The following is a 25286-nucleotide window of genomic DNA, read 5'->3' as shown; positions in this document are numbered from 1 at the left end:
GCCGAGCGGGGAGCGCCGGGGAGGCCCCGGCGTGGGCCGGGGCCCGGTGCTGCCGAGCCGGCGCAGCATTCCGGCGTCGGTGTCCGTGTCGGGCGCGGGCCGGGCGGCCTCGCCGCGCAGGGCCCGGAAGACCTCCCGTACCCAGGTCAGGGCGCCGTGACCGTCCATCACGGCGTGCGAGGCGCTGAAGACGATGGTGGTGGTCGCCTTCCCGTCCGCCGTCCGCTCGCCCGACCCGGGCACGACCAGTACCTCGCAGCCCGGCGGCTCCGTTCGCCGCGACGCTCCGGCGGGCAGCGCGAAGGTCCCCGGGGCCGAATCGGCGTACGCGCCGGGGCGCGCCGTGTCGTACCGCACCTGCGGCGCCTGCCCCTGGGCGCTCCACATCGCCCCGGCGCGCACGAGTCGTGACCCCGGGCAGGACTCGGCGGCCCGGGCCAGGGCTGCCCGGAAGTCCTGGGGGTCGGGCACTCCGTGGCCCTCGACGACGATGCGCAGGGCCATGGCCCCGCGGGCGTCCCCGGCGGAGAGGTAGAGGCGTTCGGTGGGCGACACCGGACGCCGGTAGCGGACGCCGGTGCCGACCCGGGCGCCTGCGTCGGCCTGCTGGGATGTCATGACTTCGTGTTCCCTTGTTCGGTGTGGTCGGGTGCCGGGCGGGCCGCTGCGGCAGTGCCGGTGGCGGCGGCCGGGCCCGTGGTCCAGGCGGTGACGCCGCCCACCTCGGTCACCCACTCCCGCAGTGCTCGCAGCCCGTCGGCCTGGGTGCGCGGAGCCGCGTAGCCGAGGTCGTGACGGGCGGCGGCGGTGTCGTACGTCGCCGAGCGGGTCAGCAGCGCCATCATGTAGCGGCTCAGCGGCGGACCCGCGTCCGTACCGACGCCCCCGCCGCCGGCCGCGGACCGGTGGCGCAGGTGCCAGCCCGTCTCGACCGCCGCGGCTACGGCGCGGCCGAGGACCAGCGGGATGCGCGGGGCGGGCGGCGGGCAGTCGAAGAGCGCTCCGACCCGGGCCAGGAACGGCCACAGGTCCGTCTCCTCGCGGTCCCCGACGAAGTAGGCCTTGCCGCCGACCCGCCCGGCGGGGGCGAGGGCGGCCCGCAGGCAGGCGTCCACCGCGTTGTCGACGTGGCAGAGCGAGACCAGGACCTGCTTTCCGCCCGACAGGTCGGGCAGCCGTCCCGCGCGCATGGCTTCGACCATGCGCGGCAGGAATCCGGCGTGGTCGCGCGGCCCCCAGATGCCGCGCGGGCGTACGGCGCAGGTGGTGAACTCCGGGCCGTCGGCGGCTCGTACGTACTGTTCGGCGACGGCCTTCGTCTCGCAGTAGAGGTTGAACCACCGCTCCGGATACGGGGTGCTCTCGTCGATGCCGAGCCGGTCGCCCTCCCGGACCCGCATCAGCGCGCTCGGGCTGGAGACGAACACGAACCGCCGCGCCCCCGCCGACCGGGCCGCCGCCAGCAGCCGCTGGGTGCCGGTGACGTTGGCGGCCTCGAACTGGGCACGGGTGCCGTGGTCGACGACCCGGGCCGCGCTGTGCAGGACCGCCTCGCAGCCCGCTGCCGCCCGCCCGAGCGAGGCGTCGTCGGTGAGGTCGCCGGTGACGACCTCGACGCCGGGCAGGGAGCGCAGCCGTGCGGCGGCGCTGCCGGGGCGGACCAGGGCACGTACCTCGTGGCCCTGGTGCAGGGCCCCGTCGACCAGGTGTCCGCCCAGGAATCCGGATGCTCCGGTGACCAGGATCTTCACAGCGTCCGCCACCAGGTCGCGCCGTAGAGCATGGTGCGCCCGACCACCGCGGCGGTCCCGTGCCCGGCCGCCCGGCCGCGCGGCAGCGCGAGCGGGATCTGCGCGGCGTGCACGCCGATGCTGAGGAAGGCGTCGGTCCACCACAGCCAGCGCAGCACGGGGACGTCGGGGACGTCGCCGACCGCGGCCCAGACCGCCCCACCGAGGAGGTACGCCCATCCGGCGAGCGGCACGATCCGGGCCGCCCGTTGGCCGGGGGAGGATGCGGGCCGGGCCTGTAGGCGCTCGGCCCAGCGGGCCAGCTCCTCGCGGCCGATCTTGGCGTTGTGCCGGATGTCCACGGGGAAGCCGGGATGGCGCAGGAACTCCTGGAGGCCGGTGGTCGCGGCGTGCTCCTCGGCCATCGTGCGCAGCTCGGCGACCAGCTCCGTCCACGCGGCCTCGTCGAGCGCCGCCCCGTCCGCCGCGGTCTCGGTCTCCACGCAGACGACGGGCCGTTGCGCGCCGGCCGGCCCGATGCCGACCAGGGCGGTGCGCCGGACCAGCGGATGGGCGTTGAAGACTCCCTCGCAGCGCACGGTGTGCAGGTCCCGGTGGCCGGTGCGGACCCGCTGGGCGGCGCGGCCGCAGAACCAGAGCCGTCCTTCGGCGTCGAGGTGGCCCAGGTCGCCGGTCCGGTGCCAGATGCGGGGCGCTTCGCCGTCGGCCCGCTCCTCGGTCGCCTTGTGCGCGGCGTCGGAATGCGGTGCGCGGTGGTAGCGCCGGCTGACGGAGTCGCCCTGGACCAGGATCTCGCCGACGCGCCCGGCCGACAGGCCGGTCGCGGGGTCGAAGCGGGCGAGCGGACCGTCGGTGACGGGGGCGATGGCCACCCGGGTGCCGGGGACGGGCAGGCCGACGCAGGTCCCTTCGCCCGCCGCGGCACGGGCCGCGGTACCGCCGCCTTCGTGACCGGTGCCGCCTTCGTGACCGGTGGCGGCCTCGCGACCGGTGGTGGCCTCGTCGTCGCCGAGGATCTCGGCCGCCTCGATCGAGGTGATCGGCAGGACCTCGGTGGCCCCGTAGGTCACATGGATCCGTGCCTTCTCGTCGAGGACGGAGCGCAGCGCGGCCACGACCGCGTCGGGCACCGGGGCCCCGCCGGAGACCACGCAGCGCAGGTCGGGCAGCGGGTGGCGGCCGCGGGCGGCGCCGGTGAGGTGTCCGGCCAGGTTCCGCAGGAGGGCGGGCGAGGCGAACATCGTGGTGACGCGGAATCGTTCCAGCGCGTCCACGAGCAGCACCGGGTCCGCCTGCGCGACCTTGGCGGGGGCCAGCGGCGCGAGGACCAGGGTGGATCCGTAAACCAGGTCGAGCACCCCGTAGAAGGGCAGGGTGACCAGGGAGACGTCGTCGCGGGTGCGGCCGTGGACGGCTTCTATCTGGCGGGCGATGGACAGCGCCATGCTGTGGGTGTATTCGACCCCCTTGGCGGGGCCCGTGCTTCCGGTGGTGAAACCGATCATCAGCAGGTCGTCCCCGCCGGCCGGCGCCACCGTGTCCGCGTACCGGCCGGCCGCGGGGGTGGCGCGCAGTGCGGCCAGCGTGTGGCCGCGGCCGAGCCGGCGACGCCCCAGGGTGACGGGCACGCGCACCCCGGCGAAGGTACGACGGCCCAGGACGCGCACGAGCTGCGCGAGGGGCGGTCCGATGAACGCCTCGGCGCCCACGGCCCGGTAGCAGTGCAGCATGCGCCGTACTCCCATGCCGGGATCCACGACGACGGGCACGGCCCCGACCCGGAACAGCGCGAAGCAGAGGGCGAACAGCTCCGGCCCGGGCGGTGCCATCAGCACCGTCCGGGTGCCCCGGGTGATCCCGGCGCGCCGGAATCCGCGGGCCAGTTCCTCGACCGAGTCCTGCAACTCGCCGTAGGTGAAGGTGGCGTAGCCGCCGGTGCCGCGGCCGTCGGGGTGGATGACGGCCGCCTTGCCGGGGAAGGCGCGGGCGTTGCGTTCGAGCCACCCGGCCACACCGGCCGGGTCGGTGGCCGGGTCGGTGGCCGGTCCTTCCACGGCCGGCTCTCCGGTGGTCCTCGTCTGCGGCACGGGGCTCACCACCCCTCGGGCCGGTAGAGGGCGCACGCGGCGCTGGGGCCTGCGCCGACGGACACGAACAGGAACTGGTCGTGGTCGTCGCGGCGGGCGCCGTCCATCGCCCTCAGGTAGCCGAGGACCGGCGCCGCGGTGTGGGGCTCGCCCCGGCCGGCCTCGCCGTCGGAGGTCGCGGACGGGCCGATCACCAGGGTCCGGTCGAGGTCGATGCCGAACTCCCCCGCGTAGTCGGCGACGGCCCGCGCCGCGAACTCGCCCAGCCGTTCCGCGTGGTCCGGCTCGCGCCGGACGGTGATCGTGGTCCGCCCGTGGCGGCCCATGGTGGCGGTGTCGAGGTAGCCCTCGACGTCGGTGGGCCGGTCGGCCGTGTAGTGGCGCACCGGCCCGAACCCGGCGCCGGGGTCGGCGCTGCGCTCCAGCAGGAGGGCGCCGGCCAGGTCCGCGTACGGGTAGTCGGCGTCGCGGTCCGCGTCGCCGCCGGGGTGCACGTCGGCAGCCGTGATCAGCAGCCGTTCGGTGGTTCCCGTCTCCACCAGTGACTGGCCCACCTGGACGGCGTTGAGCACGCCGCAGGCTCCGTTCATCAGGTCGAAGGAGAAGCCCGCGGCCGGTTCGGGGTCGGCGATGTAGTCGAGGTTGATGCCGACCTCCTTCTGGACCAGGGCCGCCATGGCCGGTTCGAAGGTGTTGTGCTCCCGGTAGACGCCGACGTTGATGAGCGTGCCGATCGAGGAGGCCGGCACCCCTGCGCGGGTCAGGGCGCCCCGGGCGGCCCGGCCCGCGAGGTCCACGCCGGAGGCCGGGGCGGACGTGTCGGACGTGACGGGCAGGGCGGTCGCCGCCGCGGTGATGATCATGCCCATGGCTCAGAACCCCACGTTCGTGATGGTCGCGGACAGGGCACCGGTGACCACCCCGGAGGCGGCCGGCACCAGCAGGTACTTGGCCCCGGGGCGGGCGCCGCCCGACCTGAGGTGCTCGCACAGCGTCAGGAAGTGCGAGGTGGTGGCGGTGTTTCCGTAGCGCTCCACCACAGAGAGGGAGTCGGGCATGGGCGCGCCGAACTCGGCCTCGGCCGTCTGGTTGACGTAGTCGATGAAGCGGGTGCCGACCTGGTGCTGGATGACGTGGTCGAACTCCTCACCGGCGAACTCCCGCCCCCGCTTGGCCAGGAAGTCCCCGTGGAAGCGCGGCCACAGCTTGAGCCGGTCGCGGTTGTGCATCTTCTTGTTGTCCGTGTAGAGGGAGATGCCCGGGGTCCGGTCGCTGGGCATGCCCATGCACAGGTGGGAGTACTCGGAGCAGGTCATCAGCTCGATGTAGTGGATGCGGTCGGCGGCGTCCGCGGAGACGTCCAGGACGACCGCGGCGGCCGAGTCCCCGACGGAGAGCGAGGCGAACTGCGGGTCGTAGGAGTCGGCCATCTCGCGTGCGGCGGTCTGCGCGACGCGGGTCGCCTGCTCACCGCTGACGACCAGGCCGCGCCGCACGGCGCCGGAGCGGATCATCCGGTCGAGCAGCCACACGCCGGTCATCATGCCGGCGCAGGCGTTGGAGACGTCGAAGTGGATGGCGGAGCGGGCGCCCAGCTCACCGGCCAGCATCGCGGCGAAGGACGGCTCGAAGGTGAAGCGGCTGCCGTCCTTGAAGCGGGTGATCGAGGCGGAGATGACGATGTCGAGGTCCTCGGCCCGATAGCGGGAGGCCTCCAGTGCGTCCCGGGCGGCGGCCAGGGCCATCCCGAACGAGTCCTCGCCGGCGGCCGGTTCGGGGTCGTACACGCGGCGCTCGGTGATCCCGGTGATCTTCTCGATGTCCACGTCCCCGAGCCCCGGGACCAGGGCGGCGAGTTGAGGAGTGGTCTGGACTCCTACCGGGAGGCAGATGCCTAAGGCTTCTATTCGACTGTGTGCGGTGGTGCTCATGTGTGTCGCTCTCCGTGGTCCGCCCGGGGCGTGGGAGTGCCAGGGCGGTGGTTGACAGAGGGATTCAAGGGACGTCCGGGGAATAACGGACAGTCAAGTTACCGTAGCGTACGGAGATGTCGACGATGTATCAGGGCTTCGCAAATCAGGAACATATGGTCGAATATCGGCCACTCGCTGCCACGCGCCACCGCCGCAACGCCAAGCAGAATCAGAGCCTCCGCAGCTGCGGGCGGCACCCGCGCCCTCGAAAACCTGTCCGGAACCACTCGGTCCGCACGATGGCCGCACACCGACCACACGCCCGGCCGGTCGGCCAAACTGGTGATCGATTTTCAGCCGCCGGGTGGGTATGATCGCCGACAGCAAGGCCGTAGCGCAGAGGTCGTCGCGCCCACGCATCGAGCTGGAGGACGTCGGTTCGAATCCGACCGGTCTTGCGTCTACTTCCGCAGTTCCCCCTATCAAGTCGTGATGGACGCCGGGCACCGGCGAATGAAACCGGTGGAGTGGTGATGACACAGCCGACACCCGTACGGTGCCCCGCGATAGAGCACCCCGACCTGCCGCCGGCCGACCCGGCCCGCCTCGACCCGCTGCTCGCCCGGCTCGCCGCCGACCGGCCCGTCGAGGCCGACGAGACCTTCCCGCTCGGCACCCTGCGCACCGACGGCCGCGTCGACCTCTGCAAGCAGGGGCTCGGCCCGGCCGGCGCCGCCCGCCTGCTGCCGGCCGCCGCCGCCTCCGCGCACGCCAGGCACCTGCTCCTCGGCACCAACGCCATCGGCGACACGGGCGCCGCCACCCTGGCCGGGACCCTCACGGGCGACCACGGGCTGCACACCCTCTACCTCGGCTGCAACCGGATCGGCCCCGACGGGGTGGGTGCCCTGGCCGGCGCCCTCGGCGACGACACGACCGTCCGCGCCCTCTGGCTCAAGCGCAACCCGCTCTTCGGTGACGGCGCCCGCGTCCTGGCCGCGCTGCTGCGCCGCAACACCGCCCTGCGCACCCTCGACCTGGTCAACACCGGAATCGGCGGCGACGGCGTACGCCTGCTGCTCGACGCCCTGCTGGAGCGCGAACAGCCGCTGGAACGGCTCTTCCTGGGCGGCAACGGCCTCGGCCCCGAAGCCGCCCCGCTGCTGGCCGCCCTGATCCGGGACGCCGGGGTGCGCGAGCTGTACGTCCCCGCCAACCACCTCGGCGACGAGGGCGCCGCGGCCCTCGCCTCCGCCGCGGCCGACGCCGCCCACCCGGTCCGTCTCGGGCTCGGCGGCAACGGCATAGGCGCCGCCGGAGCGCGCAGCCTGGCCGCCTCCCTCGGCGGCATCGAAGCGCTCGACCTCGGGCGGACCATGTCGGAGCGCAGCCTCGGGTCCCCCGGCAACGACCCCGGCGACGAAGGGGCGTACGCCCTGGCCGCGGCCCTTCCCGGCAGTCCGCTGCGCCGCCTGGAGCTGCGCCACACCGGCCTCACCGGGCGCGGTGCGAAGTGCCTGCTGTCCGCGGTGCCCGCGGACAGCCCGCTGGAGTACGTGGGTCTCGGCCCGGGCCTGCCCCGCCGTGTGAAGCGCTCCTTCACCGAACGGCTCCGACCCGCCCGGGCGGCCCACCCGGACGTGCGCGCCATCGGCAGCGTGTACCGGTGAGCGTGGAGAACGCCGAACCGGCCGACCTGCCCGGCGGCATGCTCCCGGAGGACCGCCCGGCCTGGCGGCGGATCCGCCGCTACGCCGTGCCCGGCTGGATGATCGAGCAGGCCACCGCGCACCGGCTGGCCGGTGACTGGCGGGCGGCCTGCGCGGCCGCCGCCGTGGACGTCGGCTTCGAGCTGCCCGAACTCGCCGCCCGCTACGGCGCCGCCGTGGCCGAGTCGGTGGCGGAGGACCTGCGGTCCTTCGCCCCGGACCTCCTGCGCTGGCACCTGCCCCGGTACCTGGGCGGCCGCACCACCATCGCCACCGACCTGCGGATCCTGCTCGCCTCCTACGGCGGCCCCGGTGGTCCGACCCTGTCGGTCACCACGCCCCACATGAGCGAGGGCCCGCAGCGGCTGCGCCTGCACTGCGCGCCGGTCACCGCGAAGAAGCGGAACCAGTACACCGGGCGCGGGTTCGCCGCGGAGGACTGGCGAGCGGTTCGGCCGTTCTGGGACGCCCGCTGCGCCTCCGGGCTGGGCGAGCGCTTCGCCGATCCGGACGGCCTCGCCGAGCGGATCGCCCCGCTCTGGGCGCAGGGGGACGTGGTCGGGGCCTATGCGGCGGCGGGTATCGCGTGCGACCTGACCGGCCCCGTTCCGCAGCAGTACCGCCGGTCGAACGATCCGGAGGCGGTCCTCGCCGGAATGACCTTCGACCTCACCCGGCTCGCGCCGGAGGTGGCGCGGCTCGTGACGGCCGGAGCGGGAGAGCGGTACCGGCTCTCGGCCGGCTGGCGTACGTTCCTCCTGTTCGAACACACCGGACCCGCCGGACTGCGGGCCCGCCTCGTCGAACAGGCCGAGGCACTCGAAGCCTCGCCCCTCCCCCGGTACGTCCGGCAACGGCTGCCCGACCTCGAACTGGTCCGGACGGGCGTGGTCTCCCCGCACGAGCTGCACCCGCTGGTGTCCGCCGCGCTGTTCCCCGGCGCCGGACCCGCAGCGCCCCCGACCGGCCCCGGCACGGACGAGCCGGTACGGGTGCGCTGCCGCGGCGGATGGCACGAGGTGCGCTCGCGGAACGGCGTGCTCGACGTACCTCACACCCCCGAGGAGCAGCAACGGGAGCGCGCGATGAGGGCGTTCGGCGGCGCGGTCTCGGGGTGCTTCGCCGTGCAGCAGAGCTGGACCACGGGCGAGGGACGGCTGCCGCGCGCCCTCCGGGCCGAGCGGAACGAGCTCTTCCTTCGTCTCCAGCACGGCGACACCCCGGGTGTGGTGGCACTGCTGGACGCGGGTATGGACCCCCGGATCCGGGACGCCCGCGGCCGCGGGCTGCTGCACTCGCTCCACCTGCTCGACCACGAGGTGCTGCTGCCCCGGCTGCTGGCGGCCGGGCTCGACCTGGAGGCCCGGGACAAGAACGAACGCACCCCGCTCCTGTCGGCCGTGCACTGGGGCGGTTCGGCGGACCTGGTCAGGGCCCTGCTGGCGGCCGGCGCCCGGATCGACGTCGTCGACGAGATGGAACTGTCGCTGTCCCAGGAGATCCGCCGCTACAAGCGCACCGATCTCACCTTCCTGCGGGACCGCGCCGACGAGGAGTTCCCCGGCATCGGCGCCGACTGGTACGACGATCACTGGGCGTACCGCGAGGAAGACGAGGACGACGAGGACGAAGACGAAGGCGAGGACGACGACGCATGAGTGCGACCCAGCCGCAGCCCGCACGGGCCCTGGCCGCCGCCGACGCCCTGGGTGCCCGGCTGGGCGCCACCCGCACCGAGCCCGCCACCAACCCCCAACTGGAGGCACTGGCGCTGGCCGTGACCGCCAATCAGCCCGTGCTCCTGTGGGGTGAGCCGGGCATCGGCAAGTCCGCCGGCATGGAGCAGCTCGCCACGGCACTCGGCGTGCGGCTGGAAACGGTCATCGCGAGCGTCCACGAGCCCTCCGACTTCGCGGGGCTGCCCATCGTCGGTGAGGACCCGGCCGCCACGGGTGTCCCCATGGCCCCGCCGGACTGGGCGGTGCGCCTCGCCCGCACCGGCCACGGGCTGCTGTTCTTCGACGAGCTGTCCTCCGCCCCGCCGGCCGTGCAGGCGGCCCTGTTGCGGGTGGTCCTGGAGCGCCGGGTCGGCAGCCTCGAACTGCCGCCCGCGGTACGGATCGTCGCCGCGGCCAATCCGCCCGCCAGCGCCGCGGACGGCTGGCACCTCAGCCCGCCGCTCGCGAACCGCTTCGTCCACCTCGACTGGACGCACAACCCGCGCACCGTGGCCCGCGGCATGGCCGGCACCTGGCCCGAGGTGGCGATCCCTGCGGTCGATCCCGCCAAGGCCTCCGGGTCGGTCTCCCGGGCCCGCGGCGCCGTCTCCGGCTTCCTGACCGCCCGGCCGGGCCTGGTCCACCACATGCCGGCCGAGGCCGCCGGACGGGGCCGCGGCTGGCCCTCCCCGCGTACCTGGGAGATGGCCCTGCGGCTGCTGGCCACGGGGTACGCGGCCTCCACGGGCCGGGAGGCGCTGGCAGCCGCGCTCACCGGTGCCGTGGGCGAAGCCGCCGGGATCGAACTGCTCTCGTACCTCGAACACCTCGACCTGCCCGACCCGGACCGGGTCCTGGCCGACCCCGACGCCTTCGCCCTGCCCGAGCGCGGCGACCGGCAACTCGCCTTCCTGATCGCCGTGGTCGCGGCCGTGCAGAGCGAGCTCACGCGCCCCCGGTGGGAGGCCGGCTGGGCGGTCCTCGCCAAGGCCGTGGACGCGGGCGTGCCCGACGTCGCCGCCCGCGCCGCCGCCGACCTGGCCGCGATGCGCGACCTCGACTGGCCGGTGCCCGCCGGTATCGACGCCTTCGTGGAACTGCTGCAACTGTCCGGCTCACTGCCGGGCGGCAGCTGATCCCGGTCCTGCGCCGTGCTCCCGGAGCTGGACCGCGCGAAGCTGCTGGCCGCCCGTTACCGGGCGGCCGAGTCCCGTCCGTACCTCGCTTCCGCGTTGTACGCCCTGACCGTGGTGCCCTCGGCCGACGTGCGCACCATGGGCGTCGACCGGCACTGGCGCTGCTACGTCTCGCCCGCCTTCGTCGAGGCGACCCCTGTGGCCCTGCTGGCCGGGGTGTGGATCCACGAGGTGGCGCACCTGCTGCGCGACCACCACGGCCGGGCCGGCCGGCTGCCCGCCGCCGACCAGCGCGACCACGTCCGGGTCAACATCGCCCAGGACTGCGAGATCAACGACGACCTGCTGGCCGACGGACTGGCGCTGCCCGAGGGCCGGATGGAGCCCAGGCTCTACGGCCTGCCCACGGGCGGCCTGTTCGAGGCGTACCTGCCGGCGATTCCCCCGACGCCCCACGGGCCGGACTGCGGTTCCGGCGCCCACGGCACCCCCGCGCCCTGGGAACTGGGCGAGGAAGGCGGCCCCGCCCGGGTCGGCCCGGTGGAGGCGGAGGCCCTGCGCCGGCAGACCGCCGAGGCGGTACGGGCCCACCGGCGCACCCGGGGACGGGTCCCCGCGGGCTGGGCCCGGTGGGCCGAGGAACTCCTGGAGCCCACCGTCGACTGGCGCCAGGCCCTGGCGGGAGCGGTCCGCGAGGCGGCCGCCTGGGCGGCCGGCGCGGTGGACTACACGTACCGCCGCCCCTCGCGCCGGACGCCCGCGCTCGGCGGCCGGGTGGTGCTGCCCAGTCTGCGCCGGCCGCTGCCGCGGGTGGCCGTCGTCATCGACACCTCGGGCTCGATGGGTTCCGACGAGCTCGGGGCCGCCCTCGCCGAAGTCACCGGTGTCCTGCGGGAGGTGGGCGTCGGCGGCAACCGCGTCGCCGTCCTCGCGTGCGACGCCGACGTGCACGCCGTGACCCGGGTGCGCAGTGCGGGCGACGTGACCCTGGCCGGCGGCGGGGGCACGGACATGCGGGTCGGCATCGGCGCGGCCCTGGCGTTGCCCGACCGGCCGAACGTCGTGATCGTGCTGACCGACGGGTACACGCCGTGGCCGCAGGAGACACCGTCCTGCCGGCTGATCGCCGCGCTGATCGGCAACGCCCCGCCCGCGCCCCCGTCCTGGGTGGAGACCGTACGCGTCGACCTGGCGGTGTGAACCCAAGTGACGTGCCTCCGGCGGCCTTTGCCGACCGGCACCGCAACGGCACCGGCAGGGCCTCCAGAACATCTCCAGTAACCCTCTGTGTTTAACGTCCCGCAATTCGGTAACAAGATGTAGTGACAGGCAGTCAATACTGGACGAAAGGCAGGACCATGAATCTCGTCAATGTGCTCATCCTCGTCGCGGTCCTCGCACTTGTCGGCCTTCTGATCGCGGCCCCCCGCGCCACCGTGCGGCGCAATCCCTTCCCGGGCCGGCGACCGCGAGCCGGCCATCGCCGCTCGGACACTCCCCGGTCGACCCGGGTGCCCGGCCAGCGGGGCATTCAGCACCACGCGCCCTGACCCCGGGCACGACGGCCGGCCGTCAGACGGGTTCGGTGGCGAAGAGCTCCAGGTGGGCGCAGTGCGGGCAGCGGTACGCCTCGATGCGCCGCCGGGGCTTGCCCAGCCGTTTGGCACCGCCGAACATGCCGCGTTCCAGTGCTCCGGCGATCCAGCGCGCGTACCCCCGGGCCCCCTCCCCGGCGTCCTCGACGAAACCCGGCTCCAGGCCGACGCCACCGCAGTACGTACATCTCATCGCGTCCACGGGACGAGTGTAGGAAGCGGGCCGCGGCGCCGACGGCGCGATCGTGCGCCGACGTCCGTGAGGAACTTCACCGCGCAGCAGGTCCCCGGACCGGGGCCCGCGTTGCTACATTGTCCGGCGGCCGGTCCACGGCCCCGGACGAGATGCGCCGTACCCGGTTACGCACGACGACGCGCGAGGTGCCGCACCAGCGGCGCCGTCCGCTGTCCGCACCCGGCCAGCGTCCTCGTCGAGCAAGATGGGCCGTACGTCATGACCGTGCCACTCACACGCAGCCTGTACCGGACGACCGCGCACGCCGCGGGAGGACGTACCGGATCCGTCCGCACGGACGACGGACGCCTGGACGTCCGTCTCGCCCCGCCGCGCAAGAAGGTGCCCGGCACCACCAACCCCGAGCAGCTGTTCGCGGCCGGTTTCGCCGCCTGCTTCACCTCCGCGCTGGCGGAGGTGGCCGCCGAGTTCGGGGCGGACGCCTCCACCGCGCGCGTGGCCTGCGAGGTCCGGCTCGGCACCACGGACACGCCCGCCGGCTACGGCCTCGCGGTGACGCTCACCGTCGGCCTGCCCGGGTGGCGGGCGGCGGACCTCCAGCCCCTGCTGCACCGGGCGGACGCGGTCTGCCCGTACTCGCAGGCCGTGCGCGGCAACGTACCGCTGACGCTCCTGGCCGTGGACGGGACCGCCGAGACCGCCGCCGATGACCGCGCCTGAGCCCGGCGTCGGCGGCGCCGCCGACGCCGGCGTCCCGGTGCCCGAACACGGCGCCTGGCTGCGGCGGGGCATCAGCCGCGACGGCGGACCCCTCGTCGAGGACCGCGAAGTGGTGTGGCTGCAGGCCGGGGCGTACTACGCCGACAGCCGGGGCTTCGCCGGTACGACGTCCTTCGACGGCTCGCAGGTGCACTTCCACCACCTCACGGGCGAGCCCGGCGAAGACGCCGGCAGCTTCCGGTGGGACGGTGCGAACCTCGTCGAGCGGGGCACCAACCCGGACGGCAGCACCTTCCTGGAGATCTGGACCCCGCTGCCCGCCGCCGACGGCGCCTGCGGCTCCTGGTCCGGCCCGGACCACCACGTGGTGCGCGTCGGCCACCACGTGGTGCACGTCGATTCCCGTGCCGGTACGTACTGGCGGCTGTAGCCCCGCGCAGCCCGCCGCGGCGGCGGACCGTCAGCGCAGGAGACCTGCCGGGAGGTATTCCGCGTACTCCTCGGCCGGCCGGCCGGTGGCCTGCCGGACCAGGTCCTCGATGGGGTCGACGACCTCCTGCGGCGCGGGCGCGCCGAGGCGGGCGGCGACGTCCTTGCGGAGGGTCGGGAGCAGGGCGTAGAGGCGGTCGCCCGGGCAGGAGGTGGCGTTGAAGTCGCGGTGGCCGTAGATCTCCGACGCGGGCAGGCCGTACTGGTCGCAGATGTGGGCGCACAGGTCGGCCAGGGCCGCGTACTGCGCCGCCGGCGGGTCCTGCGAGGTGTACGTGCCCTCGTTCTCGATGCCGATCGACACGGTGTTCTGGCCGACGCAGTGCGCCGCCCGTACCTGGCGGGTGCCGGCGCGCAGCTCCGCCAGGCTGTTGTGCCGTCCCTCCAGCACGAAGGCCCCGCGGCTGACGGTGAAGTGCTGACCCGTGTCGATCCAGCCCTGCGCGTCCATGTGGTACGTCTGGATCGCGCGGGCGAGGGCGAAGGCGCGCTGCTTCGAGTAGTCCGTCACGTTCGCCGTCGCCGTGTGGTGGACGATGATCCGCTCCGGGCCGTTGTCCAGGACGACGACGGGTTCGGACGCGGCCCGCGCACCCCAGGCGGCACAGCCGATGATGTCCGGGGTCGCGGCGGAGTACGCCCGCCCCGCCGCGGCGAGCGGCAGTGCCGCGGCGGCGGTCAGGGCGAAGGCCCCCGTGAGGACCGATCGGCGGGTGAACGGAGCCGCGGCGCGCGGCGTCGGCTGGTGCGGTGCGCAGAAGGTCATGCGGCGCCATTGAAGGGGACGGTGCCGCCACCGGCCGCGCAGACACACCGCGCAACCCCCGGACGTACCACCATCGGTGGCCCCACCGTGAGTCCTCGGCCTCGGTGCTGGACGGAGCCCGCGGTCACCCGGAGCCGGAGGACGGAGCCTGCTTCGCCACCGACAGGGGCTCGGCGATGTCCTCCAACGAGCGCCGCTCGGCCTTGACCGCCAGGAACGCCGCCACGAGACCGGCGGCGCACATCAGTGCGGCGCCGATCCGGAAGGCGAGCGCCGTGTCGCCCACCACACCCGACTCGGTGAGGTCGGCGAAGACCAGCGGACCGCTGATGCCTCCCGCCGCGGTGCCGAGGGCGTAGAAGAAGGAGATGGCCATGGCGCGGGTCTCCATGGGAAACACCTCCGAGACGGTCAGGTACGCGCTGGAGGCGCCCGCCGACGCGAAGAACAGCACCACGCACCAGCAGACCGTCATCGTCGTCGCAGTGAGCGAACCCCGGTCGAACAGCCAGGCCGTCCCGAACAGGAGCAGGCCCGAGAGCAGGTACGTGGAGGAGATCATGATCCGGCGTCCGACCGTGTCGAACAGCTTCCCGAGCAGCAGGGGGCCGAGGAAGTTGCCCGCGGCGATCACGGCGAAGTAGTAGCCGGTGTTGCCCGTCGGCACGTCGAAGAACGTCGTGAGGATGGTGCCGAAGCCGAAGGTGACGGCGTTGTAGAGGAACGCCTGCCCGATGAAGAGCGACAGGCCGAGGATCGCGCGGCGCGGGTAGCGGCCGAAGACCGTCCTGGCGATCAGGCCGAAGCCGATGCTCTTGCGCTGGTGGACGGTGATCTCACCGGCCGGCGGCGGGAGCCGCTCGCCCTTCTCCTCCTCGATCCGCTGCTCCACCGACGCCACCAGCTCCTCGGCGTCCTCGTCCTTCCCGTGGATGAACTGCCAGCGCGGGCTCTCCGGTACGTGCCGGCGTACGAGCAGGATGACCAGGCCGAGGACCACCCCGAGGGCGAAGCTGAGGCGCCAGCCGAGGTTCTGCGGAAAGATGTCGGTGTCCAGCATCACCACGGACAACAGGGCGCCACCGATCGCGCCCAGCCAGTAGCTACCGTTGATGACGAGGTCGACCCGGCCCCGGTAGAGGGACGGGATCAGCTCGTCGATCGCGGAGTTGATGGCCGCGTACTCGCCGCCGATGCCGAAGCCGGTGAGGAAGCGGAAGAGGAAGAACCACCAGGACTCGAACGACAGCGCGGTCATCGCGGTCGCGCCCAGATAGACGGTCAGGGTGACCATGAAGAGCTTCTTGCGACCGTAGCGGTCGGTCAGCCAGCCGAAGAACAGCGCCCCGGAACAGGCGCCCGCCACGTAGAGGGCGGCGGCGACACCGGTGACTTGGGCGGCGGTGATGTCGAGGCCGCTGCCCTCCTCCGCGAGACGGCCGGCGACATTGCCCACGATGGTGACCTCCAGACCGTCGAGGATCCAGACGGTGCCGAGGCCGATCACGATCATCCAGTGCCACCGGGACCACGGCAGACGGTCGAGCCGAGCCGGCACGGCAGTGGTGACCGTGCCCGTGGTGGCCGGCACCGAATCCTCCGGCGACGAGGCGGTGGATGCCATCGCTTCCCCTTCCCTCCTGCTCGATCGCCCCCGCCCTGCCGGGTTCCCGCGAACCACGCGGACATGCGGCCGCGGACGGCTCCCAGCTTGCGCGCAGCCCCCGGCCGCACCGGCCACGACACACCTGCGCTGCCCGTTCACGACCGGGACCATCGGCCGTCAGGGGACGAGACACCTCCTCACCTCGTACGCACCTTCGGTCCCCGTGATCACTGCGCACTCGCGGCGGGCCGTACGACGATCTCGTTGACGTCGACCTCGGCCGGCTGGGCGACCGCGTAGGCGATGGCTCCGGCGATGGCGGACGCCGGCAGCGCCACGGCGCGATAGGCCTTCATGGCTTCGCGCGCGGCAGGATCGGAGATCCCGTCGGCCAGCTCCGACTCGGTCACGCCCGGAGAGACCAGGGTGACCCGGACGGAGCCGTCCGACTCCTGCCGCAGCCCTTCGGACAGCGCACGGACGGCGAACTTGGTCGCGCAGTAGACGGCCGCGGTGGGCGACACCTCGTACGCACCGACGGAGGCGACGTTCACGAAGTGGCCGCCGCCCTGGGCGCGCATCACCGGCAGGGCGGCGGCGATCCCGTGCAGCACGCCCTTCACGTTCACGTCGATCGTCCGGTCCCACTCGTCGACCTTCAGCCCGGCCAGCGGCGAGAGCGGCATCACCCCGGCGTTGTTGACCATGACGTCCAATCGGCCGTAGTGCTCCCGGGCTGCGGCCACGAAGGCCTGCACGTCGACGGCGTCCGTGACGTCCAACCTCTGGAAGGCGGCCGTACCCCCCGCCTCGTTGAGCTCCCGGCCGAGCGCGGCGAGCCGATCCCCGCGCCGCGCGCCCAGGAACAACCGGTGGCCGTCGGCAGCGAGCCGCCGGGCCGTCGCCTCCCCGATCCCGCTGCTGGCTCCGGTGATGGCCACGACCTTGGATTGGTTCCTCATGCCTGCCCTACTCCTCGTTCGAAGCGGAAGATTCCGCCCGACCGAGTCTGGGCACACCGCGTCCGGCCCACCAGGACGCGGTGTGCCCAGGCAACGCACCCGCCCGTCTGCTAGGCCGTCTCTTTCGGATCTTGTCGGCCGAGCCCGCGGCGTTCGGTGCCGTGGCCGGCAAGGCGGAGGTGCGCGCCGTGTACTGGACGTACTCGGGCGCTCCGACAACGCGGCCGGGTGCGGTGCCGGACGTCGCGGGCCCGGCAAGATCCGAAAGAGACGGCCTAGGCGCTGACGCTGCCGAGCCAGAGCAGGTCGCGGGCCCGGGTCATCGCCACGAAGAGCTGGCCCCGGAGCAGTTCCGCCCGCTCCCGGGCCGTCTCCGGGCTCTCCGTACCGACCGCCGTGCCGGCCGGCGCCCCGTGCGTGAACACCGCGTCGTACTGGGGCAGGAGGACGTTCTTGAACTCCAGGCCCTTGGCCCGGCGATAGGTGCCCAGCTTCACGGCGTCGACGGCGCGGCCGTCGTAGTGCTCCAACTGGCACACCGGGATGCCCGCCTGGGTGAGCAGCCGCTGGTAGTGCCCGACGGCCCGCATGGAGGGGCACAGCAGGGCGGTGTCGGCCCGCGCGCCGGCGGGCAGGGAACGCAGGACGTCCAGGAGTTCCCTGTCGTGGGCTTCCACCGTGGGCCCGGTGACGCGTACGACGTCCCCGTCGTGGTAGGTGAGGTCGACGTCGCGGCGGCCCGGGGTGCGCTCGCCGTCGAGGTCCTCGAAGGCGTCGTCGGCCACGACGGTGAGGGCCGCGTCCAGGATCTGCTTGCTGTTGCGGTAGTTGGTGCGCAGCACCTGTCCGCGGTCGCCGCGGATGTCGATGCCCGCGTCGGTGAGGCGGAAGCCGCCCGGGTACACGGTCTGTTGGCCGTCGCCGACGAGCAGCAGACCGTTCGGCGCGTCACCGACGAGCGCGTGCAGCAGGCGCAGGCCCACAAGCGTGAGGTCCTGGACCTCGTCCACGACGACGGCCGCGTACGGGGGCCGCTCGCGGGGGCGTGCCGCTTCGGCCAGGGCCAGGGAGAGGACGTCGTTGAAGTCGTGGACGCCGCGCTCGCCGCGCAGCTCTTCGTACGCCTCGTACAGCTCCCACATCGACTGCCGGTGCGCGCGGTGCAGGCGCGCCCTCCGCCGCCGCCTGGGGACGGTGACGTACTCCTCGAAGCGGGTGAGCCCCCGCCCCTTGATGACGTAGTCGATCTCTTCGCGCCAGTAGGCGGGGGCCGGGTCGAGCTCGGCCAGGCGGCCGCTGCGGCCGACGTTCTTCCAGGCGAGGCTGAAGGCGGTCTCGGCCTTGTCCCCGTGCAGCCGTACCGGTACGCCCCGCTCCTGCAGGAACTCCTGCGCCCAGGAGTGCAGGCTGCGGAAGTCCACCCGGTCGGCGACGGCCGGGGCCATGGCCTTCAGGAAGGTGCTCTGCACCCGGGGCAGGTTGTTGGCGAAGGTGACGTACAGGATGCGGCCGGTCGTCCGCCGGGCCAGGTGGGCCGCCCGGTGCAGGGCGACGACCGTCTTGCCGGTGCCCGCCGGTCCGCTGATGCGGGCCGGGCCCGCCCAGTTGCGGCGCACCAGCGCCACCTGATCGGGGTGCAGGAAGGTCATCCACTGCTCGATCGGCGCCTGCATCGCCCCCTTCAACGCCGCGTCGCGCAGTCCTTCCAGGTCGAACAGCCCCTCCGGGGAGCTCGGCCGGGGGTGCTCGGGCGCCGGCGGCGGCTGCTGGTCGACCGCCGAACCGGCGTAGCCCGGGAACACCCGCTCGAGATGGTCGGCGATGGCCCGGACCGACTCCGCGCGCAGCCGGTGCCGCTGGGAGATCAGCACGGGGCCGATCTCGTGTTCGCCCAGGAGCCGTATCCGGCCGTGGCCCGCGTCGAGACGCCGTCCGGCGAACACCATGAGCGGCTGGACCGCCACCGGTGACATGCCGAGGGACGCCACCGCGCTCTCGGCGGCCTTCGTGGCGGCGAGCAGCCCGGCCGCCCGGCCGTCGCTCGGCTCGCCGCCGGTCGTGACCTGGAGGACGAAGACACCGCCGGGCCCGACGAGCAGCATGTCCGCGTCGGCGGTCCGCGTCCCGGACCACTGCCGGTCGACGAGCAGCCGCCACCCGCGCGCGGTCAGCACCAACAGCTGGGCGAGGACGCGCTGTTCGCCCTCGCCGACCGCGCCCCACCGCAGGGACTGCCGGCGGGCGGCCTCCCACTGCTCCCGGAGCAACCGCTCCTGCCGCCGCGCGTCCTGCGCCCGCTGCGACGCCGCCCCGCCTGCCCCCATACCAAGCCCCCCTCGTACGCGGAGTGACGATCATAGGACGGAAGGCGACCACCCCGGCAGGGCGCCTCCGGGCCCACCGGGCCCGTTAACAACGCTCGTGATCAATACACCTAGTCCTGCCAGTAGAAGAGCAGGGTGCCGACCGTCAACGGGTCGCGGCTGCCGAAGTAGTACACGCCGAGGCCGGTGACCTCGACCGAGGCGACGGCGTCGTCGATCCAGCGGAAGCCGGCGGATTCGAGGGCACGGCGCACGTCCGGATCGTCGTGGTCACCGGTGGCGAACGGGCCGAGGGTGCTGATGAACACCGTGACGTCGCTCTCGCCGTAGCCGATCACGTGGTACGTGCCGTCCCCCGAGCCGTTGTCCTCTCCGCACGAGACCGGCGGCTTCGGTGCGAGGCCCGCGGCGGTGAGGGCGGCCACGGCCCGCTGCAGCCGCTCGGCCGGGTCGGAAGCCGGTGGCGGCTGCGTGCACACGGCCTCGATCCGCCACCGCGGATCGGTCCGCTCCTCGGCCCACTGCCCGTACTCGTGGACGATCGCCGCGCGCAGTTCCTCGTCCAGGCCGGCCACCTCGACGCGGGGCCGCCCCAGCTCCCCGTACAGCCGCCGGGTCTCGGCGGCGTCGTCGGTCAGCCGGTGCAGCGCGTACAGGGCCCATAGCTTCGCCTCCTCGGTCGGCGCCCCGGCGAGGTAGCCGCGCATCCGTTCGGGGTCGGTCAGGAACTCCTGGGCGCGGTACGCGACCGCCCGGTCGGGGTCGGCGAGCGCATCGGTGACGTCCTCGCCGGCGTGGTGGCGCAGGCGGACGCCGGTGGAGCGGTCCTCGGGCCGGGCCCGGCCGAGTTCGGTCAGCACCGCCTCGAACCCGTACCGGGCGGCCAGTGCGTCCAGCCCCGCCTCGCCGGTCTCCCGGTATCCACGCCACGGACTGAAGGCGAGCGTCGCCAGGGCGCCCGCCGCCGTGAGGTCGCCGAGCGCGCCGCGGGCCCCCAGAACCGCTTCGGCCATGCCGTACGCGCCGTCCTGCTGCCGGTCCTCGTGCTGCAGCCAGGGCAGCAGCTCGGGGCGGTCCGCGAGCAGGCCCAGCAGTGCGATGCGTACGTGGCTCACGTCACCGGTGTCCTGGACGCAGGCGATCAGCCGGGGCACGCGGCGCTCCGGCACCCGTCCGGCCAGTGCCTCCGCGCAGGCCTGGCGGCGCCACCACGGCTGCCGCGCGTCGGCCGCGCACCCCGCGAGGGCGTCCGCGTCGTACGCGCGCAGGCCCAGGACGTCGGTCCGCCCGGCTTCCGGGGTCAGCTTCTTGATCGTCTTCACCATCCGGGGATGCTAGTCGGCGTCGCCGGGGCGGGCCCTCCCGTTTTCCGGGTCCGGGCGGACGGGATCCGGTGTCGGTGGGTGTCGATAGGCTTTGCGGATGGCACTCCCCGACGCTTCCCCCGGCACCTCCGAGACCTCCGAGACCTCCGACGCCCTGCAGGTGCTGCACCGTGTGTTCGGATACAGCTCCTTCCGCGGTGAGCAGGAGGAGATCATCGAGCAGGTCGTCGGCGGCGGTGACGCCCTCGTGCTGATGCCGACCGGCGGCGGCAAGTCGCTCTGCTACCAGATTCCGGCGCTCGTCAGAGACGGCACGGGCGTGGTGATCTCGCCGCTCATCGCGCTGATGCAGGACCAGGTGAACGCGCTGACCGCCCTCGGGGTGCGGGCCGGATTCCTCAATTCGACGCAGGACCCGTACGAGCGGCAGGCCGTCGAGCAGTCCTTCCTCGCGGGCGAACTGGACCTGCTCTACCTGGCCCCCGAGCGGCTGCGTACCGAGAGCACCCAGCGGCTGCTCGACCGGGGGACGGTATCGGTCTTCGCGATCGACGAGGCGCACTGCGTCGCCCAGTGGGGTCACGACTTCCGGCCCGACTACCTCGCGCTGTCGATGCTGCACGAGCGCTGGCCGAAGGTGCCGCGGATCGCGCTGACCGCGACGGCCACCGAGGCCACCCACGCCGAGATCGTGGCGCGGCTCGGCCTGGAGGAGGCCCGGCACTTCGTCGCCAGCTTCGACCGGCCGAACATCCAGTACCGGATCGCCCCGAAGAACAACCCGCTCCGGCAGGTGCTGGAGCTGATCCGCAACGAGCACGCCGGGGACGCGGGAGTCGTGTACTGCCTCTCGCGGGCCTCCGTGGAGAAGACCGCGGCCTTCCTGGTGGAGCAGGGCGTCGACGCCGTGGCGTACCACGCCGGCATGGACGCCCGGGCGCGCGCGGCGAACCAGGCCCGCTTCCTGCGGGAGGACGGGGTCGTGGTGGTGGCCACGATCGCCTTCGGCATGGGCATCGACAAGCCGGACGTCCGCTTCGTGGCGCACCTCGACCTGCCGAAGTCGGTCGAGGGCTACTACCAGGAGACCGGCAGGGCGGGCCGCGACGGCGAGCCGGCCACGGCGTGGCTGGCGTACGGCCTGCAGGACGTGGTGCAGCAGCGCAAGCTCATCGACGGTTCCGAGGGCGACGAGACGCACCGCCGCTCCCTGGGCATGCACCTGGACGCCATGCTCGCGCTGTGCGAGACGGTCGACTGCCGCAGGGTGCGGCTGCTGGCGTACTTCGGTCAGACGGGCACGCCGTGCGGCAACTGCGACACGTGCCTGACGCCGGCCGAGTCCTGGGACGCGACGGTCGCCTCCCAGAAGCTCCTGTCGACCGTGTGGCGGCTGGCGAACGAGCGGCGCCAGAAGTTCGGCGCCGGGCAGATCATCGACATCCTGCAGGGCAAGAAGACGGCCAAGGTCATCCAGTTCGACCACGACGCGCTCTCGGTGTTCGGTGTCGGGGCGGACCTGGGCACCGCGGAGTGGCGGGGCGTCGTGCGGCAGCTGCTGGCGCAGCGGCTGCTGGCGGTGGAGGGCGAGTACGGGACGCTGGTGCTGACGCAGGACAGCGGCGAGGTGCTGGGCGGACGCCGCAGCGTCCCGATGCGGAAGGAGAAGGCGCCCGCCGGCCCCGCCCGCAAGGAGTCCGGTTCGCGTTCGGGCAAGGGCGCCCGCGTACCGGTCGACCTGCCGGCCGCGGCCGAGCCGGTGTTCCTGGCCCTGCGTGCCTGGCGGGCCGAGACGGCCAAGGAGCAGGGCGTACCGGCGTACGTCGTCTTCCACGACGCGACGCTGCGGGAGATCGCGACGCGGCTGCCCGCGACGGCGGAGGAGCTGGGCACGATCGGCGGCATCGGCGAGGCCAAGCTCACCAAGTACGCGGAGGGCGTCCTCGACACCCTGGCCGGGTGCGGGGCGGCGGCCTCTCCCCCGGCGGAGTCCGGGCCCACCGCGCCGGCCCACCCGGTGCCGCGGCCCGTGGCTTCGGCGCCGGACGCCGACGAGCCGCCCTTCGACCTGGACGAGATGGCGCCGCCGCCGTGGGACGACTGGCAGTAGCCGCTTCGGCCGTGCTCCCCGCGGTCGGCCGTCCGGCGGGGAGCACCGGCGAGACGCTTCCTGGACTCGGCTGTCCACTCTTCGCCCATGTCGAGCGGCACGGAGACCCGACGCCTCAAGTGATCCATCTGACGGTCGGTCTTAATCGAGTGCGGGAGTCCCGGTCCGGGTGATACAAGGTCCGCGTGACTGATCATCTCTACTTCCCCACCCTGCTGCGGATGATTGACGAGCGTTCCGCCGCGTTCCGCGCCGCCGTCGCCGCGGCCCCCGGCCTCGACGCCGACGTCCCGTCCTGCCCGGGCTGGACGCTGTACGACCTGGCGAACCACCTCAGCGAGGGGGACCGCTTCTGGGCCCACATCGTGCTGAACACCGCGCCGGGCGACGAACGGCCGAGCAAGGACGGGCTGGCGGCCCCCAGGGAGCGCGAGGCCCTCATAACCTGGCTGGCCGACTCGACGGAGCAGCTGCTCACTGCTCTGCGCGAGGCCGGCCCGGACCGGGGCTGCTGGGCCTGGTGGGAGCCGCTGGCCTCGCCGCACACGGTGGCCGCCGTGGCCCGCCGCCGCGTCCCGGAGTCGCTGATCCACACCTACGACGCCCAGCTGGCCTCCGGTAACCCGCAGGAGCTGCCGACGACCGAGGCGGCCGACGCCATCGAGGAGTTCCTCGCCACCGTCTGCACCGGCACGGTCCCGTGGCCGGGCGAGCCCGCCACCATGGACTACCACGCAGCCGAGGCCGGCTCCTGGCGCCAGACGGTGGACGCCGCCGGTTCCCGTTTCACCCGCCTCACCGCGGCGGAGGCCGCCGAGAGCAAGCCCACCGCCGCCATCCACGGCACGGCGAGCGAGATGGCCCTGCTCATGTACATGCGGATCCCGGCCGGCTCGCTGCGGATCGAGGGCGACGCCGACCTGCTCCAGCAGCTGCAGAACTGGGGCTGACGCCGACCCGGCAGTGTGATCGCGTCGGCCCGCGGTCTGCTCTGGCCGGCCCTGGGCCCAGGGAGCCGGCTGTTCGGGCGCCTAGAACCCCGGGCCACCGCCAGCGCCCGTGTGCAATCGCCGCTCCTCAGCGCGTGCCGCCCCAGGTGGGACGCGCCGAGGAGCGGGTGATCAGGGGGCCTGGTAGAAGGGGATGGGTATGTCGTGTGCCTTCAGGGCTTCCGTGTAGCGGGCCGGCAACTCGTCAAGGTTGGTGAGGAGGAGGGCCGCCGCCTCGCGGGCTTCACCGACGTCGCCCTGGTCGCAGGCCTCCACTCCAGGCTCAGCCATCGCGGACGAGGGGGCAGAACCTCGAAGAAGCGGTGGCTTCCGGCCCCGTGCCGCGAGGATGGGGCTGTCATGCCCTCACGGGTGCTCGCCTCACCGAGGAATACACATGAACCCTGCGCCCGAGCCCTTCCGGATCCTGCCCGGCGCCGATACGTCGCCGGTGATCCTGCACGTGCCGCACTCCTCGCGGGTCATACCGGAGTCCGTCCGCGGCGGCATCCTCCTGGACGACCGGGAGCTGGAGCGGGAGCTCGACCACATCACCGACTCCCACACGGCGGCCATCGCCGAGGCGGCCTCCGCCGCGGCCGCCGTCGCGCCGTGGCGGTTCGTCAACGGGTTGTCCCGCCTCGTCGTCGACCCCGAGCGCTTCCCCGACGAGCGCGAGGAGATGCTGGCCGTGGGGATGGGGGCGGTGTACACGCGCACCACCCACCGCGAGCGCCTGCGCGCCGACGGCTTCGACGGCCGGCCACTGCTCGACCGCTACTTCCACCCGTACGCGGACGCGATGGCGCGGGCCGTGACGGACCGGCTCGCGGCCGTCGGGCGCGCCGTGATCATCGACGTGCATTCGTACCCGACGGAGCCGCTCCCCTACGAACTGCACGGCGCCGGCCCCCGGCCCCCGATCTGTCTGGGCACGGACCCCTTCCACACCCCGCCCGGCCTCCTCGCGGCGGCCGAGAAGGCGTTCGCGGGCTTCGGCGGAACAGGGCTCGACAGCCCCTTCGCCGGTACGTACGTGCCGCTCGACCACTACGCCGTGGACCGGCGGGTCGGCGCGCTGATGGTCGAGATCCGCCGCGACGTGTACATGTCCGAGCCCGGCGGTCCCGCCGGCTCCGGCCTCGTCGCGCTGGCGGCGGCACTGGCGGAACTCGTGGACTCCGTGCGCCCGTAGCCGTCGGGCACGGGCGCACCGCGCGTGATCGGCTCGACACTTCGCGCGTCCCCGGGAAACCTGCACATCGCGTCCGCGATCTCGACAGCCAACCTCCCCCGCGCGGCGTTTTGTCCCGCTATGGCCGATCCGATATGCGGCGATTCACCCGTTCCGTTCCTTGTAAGGAGCACACCGCCCCTTTCTGTTACTCGATCCTGTGAAGAAGTCGCCACCATTCGGTGAATCAAGCTGCACGTCCTTCCGCGGAGGCGGCCGTCCGTATGTGACGGGCGGTCAACGGGATTGGGCGGGCGGCGGGTTCGCATGCTTTCATCTTGCCCATCGCAGCAGTCAGGAACGACGGCCCGAGTTTCGTGCCGCCCACCGTGCCGCGATGAATTCCTCCCCCCAATGAAAGGTGCGCGCCATGCGTAACGACCTTGAGACCCGTGAGATCGACGACACCGAGCTGGACGCCGTGTCCGGCGGCATCATCAGCGTGTCCGGCGGCCTGGCCGGCGCCGTGACCAGCGATGTCAACAACATCGTCGGCGTCGTGGGCTCCCTCGGCACCGTCCAGGCCGCGACGGGCATCGTTTCCCACGTCCCCGGTCTCGTCACGGGCATCACCGGTGTTTCGGTGAACTCCGGTCGCGCCGGTCTCTGATCGGGAATTACCCGTGAACCCCGGAGCATCCCCCACGGCTCCGGGG

The 25286-nt window shown here is 73.4% G+C and carries 21 protein-coding genes, 1 pseudogene and 1 riboswitch; of the genes and pseudogenes, 11 read left to right on the top strand and 11 right to left on the bottom strand.

The features are described from left to right. Positions 1 to 614 precede the first annotated feature (614 nt). The 4 genes from ACXNSR_RS35510 to ACXNSR_RS35495 are packed head-to-tail and all read right to left on the bottom strand — an operon-like array spanning position 615 to position 5769. On the bottom strand, positions 615 to 1763 hold the full coding sequence (locus tag ACXNSR_RS35510) for an NAD-dependent epimerase/dehydratase family protein (RefSeq protein WP_458639433.1): 1149 nt from the start codon (positions 1761 to 1763) through the stop codon (positions 615 to 617). Further along, a complete protein-coding gene (locus tag ACXNSR_RS35505; RefSeq protein WP_458639432.1) occupies positions 1748 to 3838 on the bottom strand; it encodes a fatty acid CoA ligase family protein in 2091 nt (696 codons plus the stop codon). Before ACXNSR_RS35505 ends, ACXNSR_RS35510 begins: the two co-directional genes overlap by 16 nt. A 5-nt stretch (positions 3839 to 3843) precedes the next feature. Further along, positions 3844 to 4707 (bottom strand): hypothetical protein, encoded by an 864-nt coding sequence (locus ACXNSR_RS35500; protein WP_458639431.1) that lies wholly within the window; start codon positions 4705 to 4707, stop codon positions 3844 to 3846. A 3-nt stretch (positions 4708 to 4710) separates the two neighbouring features. After that, a complete protein-coding gene (locus ACXNSR_RS35495; RefSeq protein WP_458639430.1) occupies positions 4711 to 5769 on the bottom strand; it encodes a 3-oxoacyl-ACP synthase III family protein in 1059 nt (352 codons plus the stop codon). A gap of 367 nt (positions 5770 to 6136) precedes the next feature. Between ACXNSR_RS35495 and ACXNSR_RS35490 the strand changes: the two are divergent. From ACXNSR_RS35490 to ACXNSR_RS35470, 5 genes and pseudogenes are all read left to right on the top strand, one after another. Next, positions 6137 to 6209, top strand: a pseudogene (locus ACXNSR_RS35490). A gap of 75 nt (positions 6210 to 6284) precedes the next feature. After that, a complete protein-coding gene (locus ACXNSR_RS35485) occupies positions 6285 to 7421 on the top strand; it encodes a leucine-rich repeat domain-containing protein (protein ID WP_458639429.1) in 1137 nt (378 codons plus the stop codon). Continuing rightward, positions 7418 to 9118 (top strand): ankyrin repeat domain-containing protein, encoded by a 1701-nt coding sequence (locus tag ACXNSR_RS35480; RefSeq protein ID WP_458639428.1) that lies wholly within the window; start codon positions 7418 to 7420, stop codon positions 9116 to 9118. The genes ACXNSR_RS35485 and ACXNSR_RS35480 overlap by 4 nt, the downstream gene beginning before the upstream one ends. Then, positions 9115 to 10314, top strand: coding sequence for an AAA family ATPase (locus ACXNSR_RS35475; RefSeq protein ID WP_458639427.1), 1200 nt, complete (start codon positions 9115 to 9117; stop codon positions 10312 to 10314). Before ACXNSR_RS35480 ends, ACXNSR_RS35475 begins: the two co-directional genes overlap by 4 nt. Before the next feature lie 15 nt (positions 10315 to 10329). After that, on the top strand, positions 10330 to 11514 hold the full coding sequence (locus ACXNSR_RS35470; RefSeq protein ID WP_458639426.1) for a vWA domain-containing protein: 1185 nt from the start codon (positions 10330 to 10332) through the stop codon (positions 11512 to 11514). Between the two features lie 372 nt (positions 11515 to 11886). On the opposite strand, the gene ACXNSR_RS35465 is transcribed toward ACXNSR_RS35470, so the two are convergent. Further along, positions 11887 to 12102 (bottom strand): hypothetical protein, encoded by a 216-nt coding sequence (locus tag ACXNSR_RS35465; RefSeq protein WP_376109005.1) that lies wholly within the window; start codon positions 12100 to 12102, stop codon positions 11887 to 11889. A gap of 123 nt (positions 12103 to 12225) precedes the next feature. Then, positions 12226 to 12288: riboswitch (guanidine-III (ykkC-III) riboswitch) on the top strand. Between the two features lie 75 nt (positions 12289 to 12363). On the opposite strand from ACXNSR_RS35465, the gene ACXNSR_RS35460 reads away from it, so the two are divergent. Together ACXNSR_RS35460 and ACXNSR_RS35455 are read left to right on the top strand one after the other, a co-directional pair. Continuing rightward, the gene (locus ACXNSR_RS35460; protein ID WP_458639425.1) at positions 12364 to 12825 is read left to right on the top strand and encodes an Ohr family peroxiredoxin; all 462 of its coding nucleotides are present in this window, start codon (positions 12364 to 12366) and stop codon (positions 12823 to 12825) included. Beyond that, on the top strand, positions 12812 to 13255 hold the full coding sequence (locus tag ACXNSR_RS35455; RefSeq protein WP_458639424.1) for a hypothetical protein: 444 nt from the start codon (positions 12812 to 12814) through the stop codon (positions 13253 to 13255). The genes ACXNSR_RS35460 and ACXNSR_RS35455 overlap by 14 nt, the downstream gene beginning before the upstream one ends. Positions 13256 to 13285: 30 nt before the next feature. Here the strand turns inward: ACXNSR_RS35455 and ACXNSR_RS35450 are convergent, their stop codons facing one another. The 5 genes from ACXNSR_RS35450 to ACXNSR_RS35430 form a co-directional block, all read right to left on the bottom strand. Further along, positions 13286 to 14080: a peptidoglycan recognition protein family protein gene (locus ACXNSR_RS35450; RefSeq protein ID WP_458639423.1), complete on the bottom strand. Its 795-nt coding sequence runs from the start codon at positions 14078 to 14080 to the stop codon at positions 13286 to 13288. Positions 14081 to 14204: 124 nt separating this feature from the next. Continuing rightward, positions 14205 to 15704 carry an MFS transporter gene (locus tag ACXNSR_RS35445; protein WP_458639422.1) on the bottom strand — a complete coding sequence of 500 codons (1500 nt, stop codon included), beginning with the start codon at positions 15702 to 15704 and terminating at the stop codon, positions 14205 to 14207. Between the two features lie 209 nt (positions 15705 to 15913). Beyond that, entirely contained in the window at positions 15914 to 16648 is a 735-nt protein-coding gene (locus ACXNSR_RS35440) for an SDR family oxidoreductase (protein ID WP_458639421.1), read from the bottom strand. Between the two features lie 275 nt (positions 16649 to 16923). Then, a complete protein-coding gene (locus tag ACXNSR_RS35435) occupies positions 16924 to 18972 on the bottom strand; it encodes a nuclease-related domain-containing DEAD/DEAH box helicase (RefSeq protein ID WP_458639420.1) in 2049 nt (682 codons plus the stop codon). Positions 18973 to 19082: 110 nt separating this feature from the next. Continuing rightward, a complete protein-coding gene (locus ACXNSR_RS35430) occupies positions 19083 to 20297 on the bottom strand; it encodes a hypothetical protein (protein ID WP_458639419.1) in 1215 nt (404 codons plus the stop codon). 97 nt (positions 20298 to 20394) lie between these two features. On the opposite strand from ACXNSR_RS35430, the gene recQ reads away from it, so the two are divergent. Both recQ and ACXNSR_RS35420 read left to right on the top strand, forming a co-directional pair. Further along, entirely contained in the window at positions 20395 to 22407 is a 2013-nt protein-coding gene (recQ, locus tag ACXNSR_RS35425; protein WP_458639418.1) for a DNA helicase RecQ, read from the top strand. 185 nt (positions 22408 to 22592) lie between these two features. Beyond that, the gene (locus tag ACXNSR_RS35420; RefSeq protein ID WP_458639417.1) at positions 22593 to 23357 is read left to right on the top strand and encodes a maleylpyruvate isomerase family mycothiol-dependent enzyme; all 765 of its coding nucleotides are present in this window, start codon (positions 22593 to 22595) and stop codon (positions 23355 to 23357) included. Between the two features lie 171 nt (positions 23358 to 23528). Here the strand turns inward: ACXNSR_RS35420 and ACXNSR_RS35415 are convergent, their stop codons facing one another. Further along, entirely contained in the window at positions 23529 to 23687 is a 159-nt protein-coding gene (locus ACXNSR_RS35415; protein ID WP_458639416.1) for a DUF6959 family protein, read from the bottom strand. Between the two features lie 106 nt (positions 23688 to 23793). Between ACXNSR_RS35415 and ACXNSR_RS35410 the strand changes: the two genes are divergently transcribed. Both ACXNSR_RS35410 and ACXNSR_RS35405 read left to right on the top strand, forming a co-directional pair. After that, positions 23794 to 24591, top strand: a complete 798-nt coding sequence (locus tag ACXNSR_RS35410; RefSeq protein WP_458639415.1) for an N-formylglutamate amidohydrolase — start codon at positions 23794 to 23796, stop codon at positions 24589 to 24591. Between the two features lie 409 nt (positions 24592 to 25000). Next, positions 25001 to 25240: a hypothetical protein gene (locus tag ACXNSR_RS35405; RefSeq protein WP_458639414.1), complete on the top strand. Its 240-nt coding sequence runs from the start codon at positions 25001 to 25003 to the stop codon at positions 25238 to 25240. Positions 25241 to 25286: the final 46 nt, after the last annotated feature.

Source organism: Streptomyces sp. NC-S4 (assembly GCF_054353315.1).
This window is presented reverse-complemented; position numbering and strand designations above follow the sequence as displayed.